This is a genomic window from Sulfuricaulis sp. (genome assembly GCF_041499725.1).
Taxonomy (GTDB): Bacteria; Pseudomonadota; Gammaproteobacteria; order Acidiferrobacterales; family Sulfurifustaceae; genus Sulfuricaulis.
Genome location: NZ_JBGQKW010000128.1, coordinates 1 through 4663 on the forward strand (window position 1 = coordinate 1; position 4663 = coordinate 4663).

Here is a 4663-nt window from a genome sequence, read left to right on the forward strand (position 1 = left end):
CGTAAAGTCTCAACAATTAGGGAACCTTTAATCAAGTTTCCCGTTCGCCCTGAGCTTGTCGAAGGGCGAACGGGAAATGCCGTAAATGGCAGACGATTCGTCCGTTCGTGGTTCGACGGGCTCACCACGAACGGACTTAATTAGAGAGGTTACTTAATTCTCGTTAGTCAGGTGCCTTTCAGCAAAACTCCAACGCCCGGCGCAGCAAATAGCACGGCATCGCGTACAATAGGGCTATCTAGCGTAGTGCATGGAGTGCACTAACACATGGGTCCGCATTACCTTGATCGGCTGTTTGCCCCGCGCGCGATCGCGGTTTTCGGCGCGTCGGACCGTAAAGACTCGGTCGCCGGGCGTGTTCTGAGCAATTTGCTGGCGGCCGGTTTCGACGGGCCGGTCTTTCCCATCAATCCCAAGCATGACACCGTCGCCGGTCGGCGCTGTTTTCACTCGATCGCTGAAACGGGTGCGCCCGTGGACCTCGCGGTGATTGCCACGCCGGCTGCCACGGTGCCGGGAATCATCCATGAATGCGGCGAACATGGCGTGCGCGCGGCGATCATCCACTCGGCGGGGTTTGCCGAAGGCCAGGAAAAGACCACCGGGATCGAACTCGAAACGGCGCTGCTCGCCGAGGCAAGGCGGTACCATATGCGCCTGCTCGGGCCGAACTGCCTCGGGCTGATACGCCCCGCGACGAAACTCAACGCCACGTTCACCAATAATACCGCGCGCTCCGGCTCGCTCGCGCTGGTCTCGCAATCCGGCGCGTTGTGCACGGCGATTCTCGACTGGGCCGAGGCCCATCACGTGGGTTTCTCGGCGGTGGTGTCGCTCGGCGAAGGGTCCGATATCGATTTTGGCGACTTGCTGGATTACCTCGCGGTCGATCCCGCCACCCACAGCATCCTGCTTTACATCGAGGGTATTCGTCAGTCGCGCCGGTTCCTGAGCGCGTTGCGCGTCGCCGCGCGCCTGAAACCGGTCGTGGTCGTCAAGGCCGGCCGGCATGCCGCGGGGTCGCGCGCCGCGATGTCACATACCGGCGCGCTGGTGGGTGCGGACGACGTGTTCGATGCCGCGCTCGCGCGCGCCGGCGCGGTGCGCGCCATGACCATCGAGCAGCTGTTCTCCGCCGCGGAGTTGCTGGCCACGAAGTATCGCGTGCGCGGTCACCGGCTGGCGATCGTGACCAACGCCGGCGGACCCGGCGTGCTCGCCGCGGATCGCGCGGCCGATCTCGGTGTCGAGTTGGCGACCTTGTCGGAAACCACGATGGCGCGGCTCGATAAGCTTCTGCCCGCGCACTGGTCGCACGGCAACCCGGTGGACATTCTGGGCGATGCGTCCCCGTCGCGGTTTCGCGCCGCTTCCGAGGCTTGCCTGGCCGATCCCAACGTGGACGGCTTGATGGTGATGTTGACCCCTCAAGCCATGACCGATCCGCTCGCCGTGGCCAAGCACATCGTGGAACTCGCGGCCGGCACCGACAAGCTCGTGCTGGCCTGCTGGATGGGAGAGGCGCAGGTGCTGGTGGCGCGCGCGCTTTTCACCGAGCATCGACTCCCGGAATTTCCCAGCCCCGAGGCGTCGGTCGAGGCCTTCGCCTATCTCGCCAATTACCAACGCAACCAGCTGTTACTGCGCCAGGTACCGGGTCCGCTGTCACCGCACAGCAGCCCCGATGCTGATGGCGCGCGCCTGATCATCGACGCCGCGCTCGCCGAACACCGGTCACTGCTCACTGGAATGGAAGCGCGCGCGGTGTTGAACGCATTCGGCATTCCATTGATGCCGGCGATGGAGGCGCACAGCGAGGGCGAGGCACTGGTGATGGCGGAGTCGATCGGCTACCCCGTGACGCTCAAGATCTCCTCACCCGACATCACGCACAAATCAGACGTCAACGGCGTGCGCCTCAACATCGGCAATGCCCAGGCGGTGCGCTCGGTGTACCACGAGCTTGTCGAGACGGTGAAACGTCATCGGCCGCAGGCGCGCATCGCCGGCGCCACCGTGGAACGCATGTACAAGCATCCGCATGGACGTGAACTGCACGTGGGCGTGATACGCGACGAGGTTTTCGGCCCGGTGATCAGTTTCGGCTTGGGCGGCGTGGCGATCGAGGTGCTGCGCGATCGCGCTTGCGCGCTGCCGCCGCTCAATACCTTTATCGTCCGGGACCTCATCCGCAACACGCGCGCCGCCAAGCTGATCGGGGCGTTTCGCCACATGCCGGCCGTCAATCATGCCGCGCTCGAGCAGGTATTGCTGGCGGTGTCGGAAATGGTCTGCGAACTGCCGCAAATCAAGGAACTCGACATCAACCCGCTGGTGGCCGACGAGCAAGGAGCCGTGGCGCTCGATGTGCGCATCGTGGTGGAAACGCCACCGCCGCGGCGCGACCGCTACGGGCATATGACGATTTATCCGTACCCGACCCATCTCGTTTCGCACATGCAGCTGCCGGACGGGACGGATATCGTGTTGCGGCCGATCCGGCCGGAGGACGCGGATATCGAAGCGGCGTTCGTGCGCAATCTTTCGCCGCAGGCGCGGTACATGCGCTTCATGCAAACGCTGGAGGAGCTCAGTCCGGAGATGCTCGTGCGCTTTACGCAGATCGACTACGATCGCGAACTGGCGCTGATTGCCGTGGTGATGCAGGACGGCCAGGAGGTCGAAATCGCGGTAACGCGCTACGGCGTCAATCCGGACGGGGACAGCTGCGAGTTCGCCATCGTGGTTGCCGACGATTGGCAGACCAAGGGGGTCGGCGCGCGGCTGCTCACGCTGTTGATGGAAGCCGCCAAGGCCAAAGGGTTCAAGAAGATGGAGGGCGAGGTGCTGGCTGAAAATGGCGCGATGCTGTCGCTTGTCAAGCGGGTCGGTTTCTCTGTGAGCACCTTGCCTGATGAGCCGGCGATTTTCGCGGTACAACGCACTCTGTAATCTCGGCGCTTTTCTCTTCACGCGCGTTCGATGAACAAACCCACTCTTATCTTTGTCTACAACTCTGACAGCGGGTTCGTGAATACCCTGCTCGACATCGGCCACAAGATTGTCTCGCCGCAGACATACGCCTGTAATCTTTGTGCCATTACGCATTCGACGTTCGGCATGCGTGATGAATGGAAACGTTTCGTCGACGGGATTAAAATCCCAGTCGAGTTTCTGCACCGCGACGAGCTGTCAAGACAGTACGGTATTCATGGTGCAGCCCTGCCCGCCGTGTTCCGTAAAACGGATGGCGGACTGGAAGTATGGATCAGTCATGAGGAGATCAACCGTTGTCGTTCGCTCGACGAACTGAAGCGGTTGGTGGGACAGAAGCGCCAGGTGTAATAAATGGCGCGTTGCCATAAACAGGAGAAGACAAATGCTGAACGACAATACGTTTATGCAGTTCAAGGCCGTGCAGCGCGAAGGCTGGGCGCTGTTCGTGCCGCTCGAGGCCTACACTACGCCGGCGGCGAGCCGGCTGGTCGATTTCGCCCGCGTACAGCCGGGCGAGAAGGTGCTCGACGTCGCTTGCGGTACCGGCGTGGTCGCGGTGACCGCGGCGCGTACCGGCGCGCAGGTCAAGGCCCTGGATCTTTCCCCGGTGTTGCTCGAACGGGCGCGATGGAATACCGGAACCGCGGGTGTCGCGGTGGAATTCACCGAAGGCGATGCCGAGGAGCTGCCTTATCCTGACGCTTCCTTCGATGTGGTTTTGAGCCAGTATGGTCATATGTTCGCGCCGCGTCCGGAAGTGGCCGTGAGCGAGATGCTGCGCGTCCTGAAGCCCGGCGGGCGCATTGCTTTTTCCACCTGGCCGCCGGAGCTTTTCATCGGTCGCGTGTTCAATCTGGTGGCCCGCTATCTGCCGCCTCCTCCGGGTGTCCCGCCGGTATCTCAGTGGGGCGACCCGAACGTTGTCCGCGAACGTCTCGGCGATCGGGTCGCGGATTTGGCGTTCGAGCGTGATGCGATGTATGTACCGGCCATGAGTCCGCAACACGTTCGTCACCTGTTCGAAACGACCGCCGCGCCGGTGCTGAAGCTGGTGCAAACGCTGAAGGACGACCCCGCGAAGTTGATGCAGTTCCGCTCTGAACTGGAAGCCCTGATCGCCGCGTATACCCGGAACAATCTGGTGCGACAGCAATATTTGATGACGCGCGCGGTCAAGCACCCCTAATTCTCACCGATCGGCGGCGCGAAGCGGTCAGGCCGATTCCTGTTATTGAGTTGGCCTCCGCGATTCGGCATGATGCTCTACCGGCGGTGTTTCGCAAGAACATTGACGCACTGGAAACATGGGTCACACGGGAAGAAATCAATCGTTGCGGTTCACTGGGGGATATCGAGCGGCTGGTAAGAGCCAAACTGCAGGCGCGGGAATAACACCGTTATTAGTGTCACATTCGTCTGTACCCATGGAACGAACGTCAAGCGTAAAATAACAAAAGATCGCAGTAGCTCAGACTGCGGCCATCCACACGGCGGACACATTTCGCGGGAGGTGGCCAATGAACATGGTTGTACATGATCGGGTATTCGAGACAGACGAACAGGGATTTCTGCTTCATGCCGAGGACTGGAGCGAAGAGTACGCCGAAACGGTGGCGGAGCAGGACGGCGTCCGGCTCTACGACGAGAGCTGGGGGCTGATCGGTTA

4 protein-coding genes are annotated in these 4663 nt (G+C 61.7%); all 4 read left to right on the plus strand.

What is annotated here, in order from left to right; genetic code table 11:
- Positions 1-267 precede the first annotated feature (267 nt).
- A complete protein-coding gene (locus tag ACC569_RS13925; RefSeq protein ID WP_372524133.1) occupies positions 268-2952 on the plus strand; it encodes a GNAT family N-acetyltransferase in 2685 nt (894 codons plus the stop codon).
- Between the two features lie 30 nt (positions 2953-2982).
- Entirely contained in the window at positions 2983-3345 is a 363-nt protein-coding gene (locus tag ACC569_RS13930) for a hypothetical protein (RefSeq protein WP_372524134.1), read from the plus strand.
- Positions 3346-3379: 34 nt separating this feature from the next.
- On the plus strand, positions 3380-4183 hold the full coding sequence (locus ACC569_RS13935; protein WP_372524135.1) for a class I SAM-dependent methyltransferase: 804 nt from the start codon (positions 3380-3382) through the stop codon (positions 4181-4183).
- A gap of 337 nt (positions 4184-4520) precedes the next feature.
- Positions 4521-4663 (plus strand): TusE/DsrC/DsvC family sulfur relay protein (locus ACC569_RS13940; protein ID WP_372524136.1); only part of this gene is annotated, 143 nt, incomplete at its 3' end.

What these genes read in the sequence shown, in the direction of transcription:
- ACC569_RS13935 (WP_372524135.1), top strand. Translation starts at nt 3,380, where the DNA reads ATGCTGAACGACAATACGTTTATGCAGTTCAAGGCCGTGCAGCGCGAA.
- ACC569_RS13925 (WP_372524133.1), top strand. Translation starts at nt 268, where the DNA reads ATGGGTCCGCATTACCTTGATCGGCTGTTTGCCCCGCGCGCGATCGCG.
- ACC569_RS13930 (WP_372524134.1), top strand. Translation starts at nt 2,983, where the DNA reads ATGAACAAACCCACTCTTATCTTTGTCTACAACTCTGACAGCGGGTTC.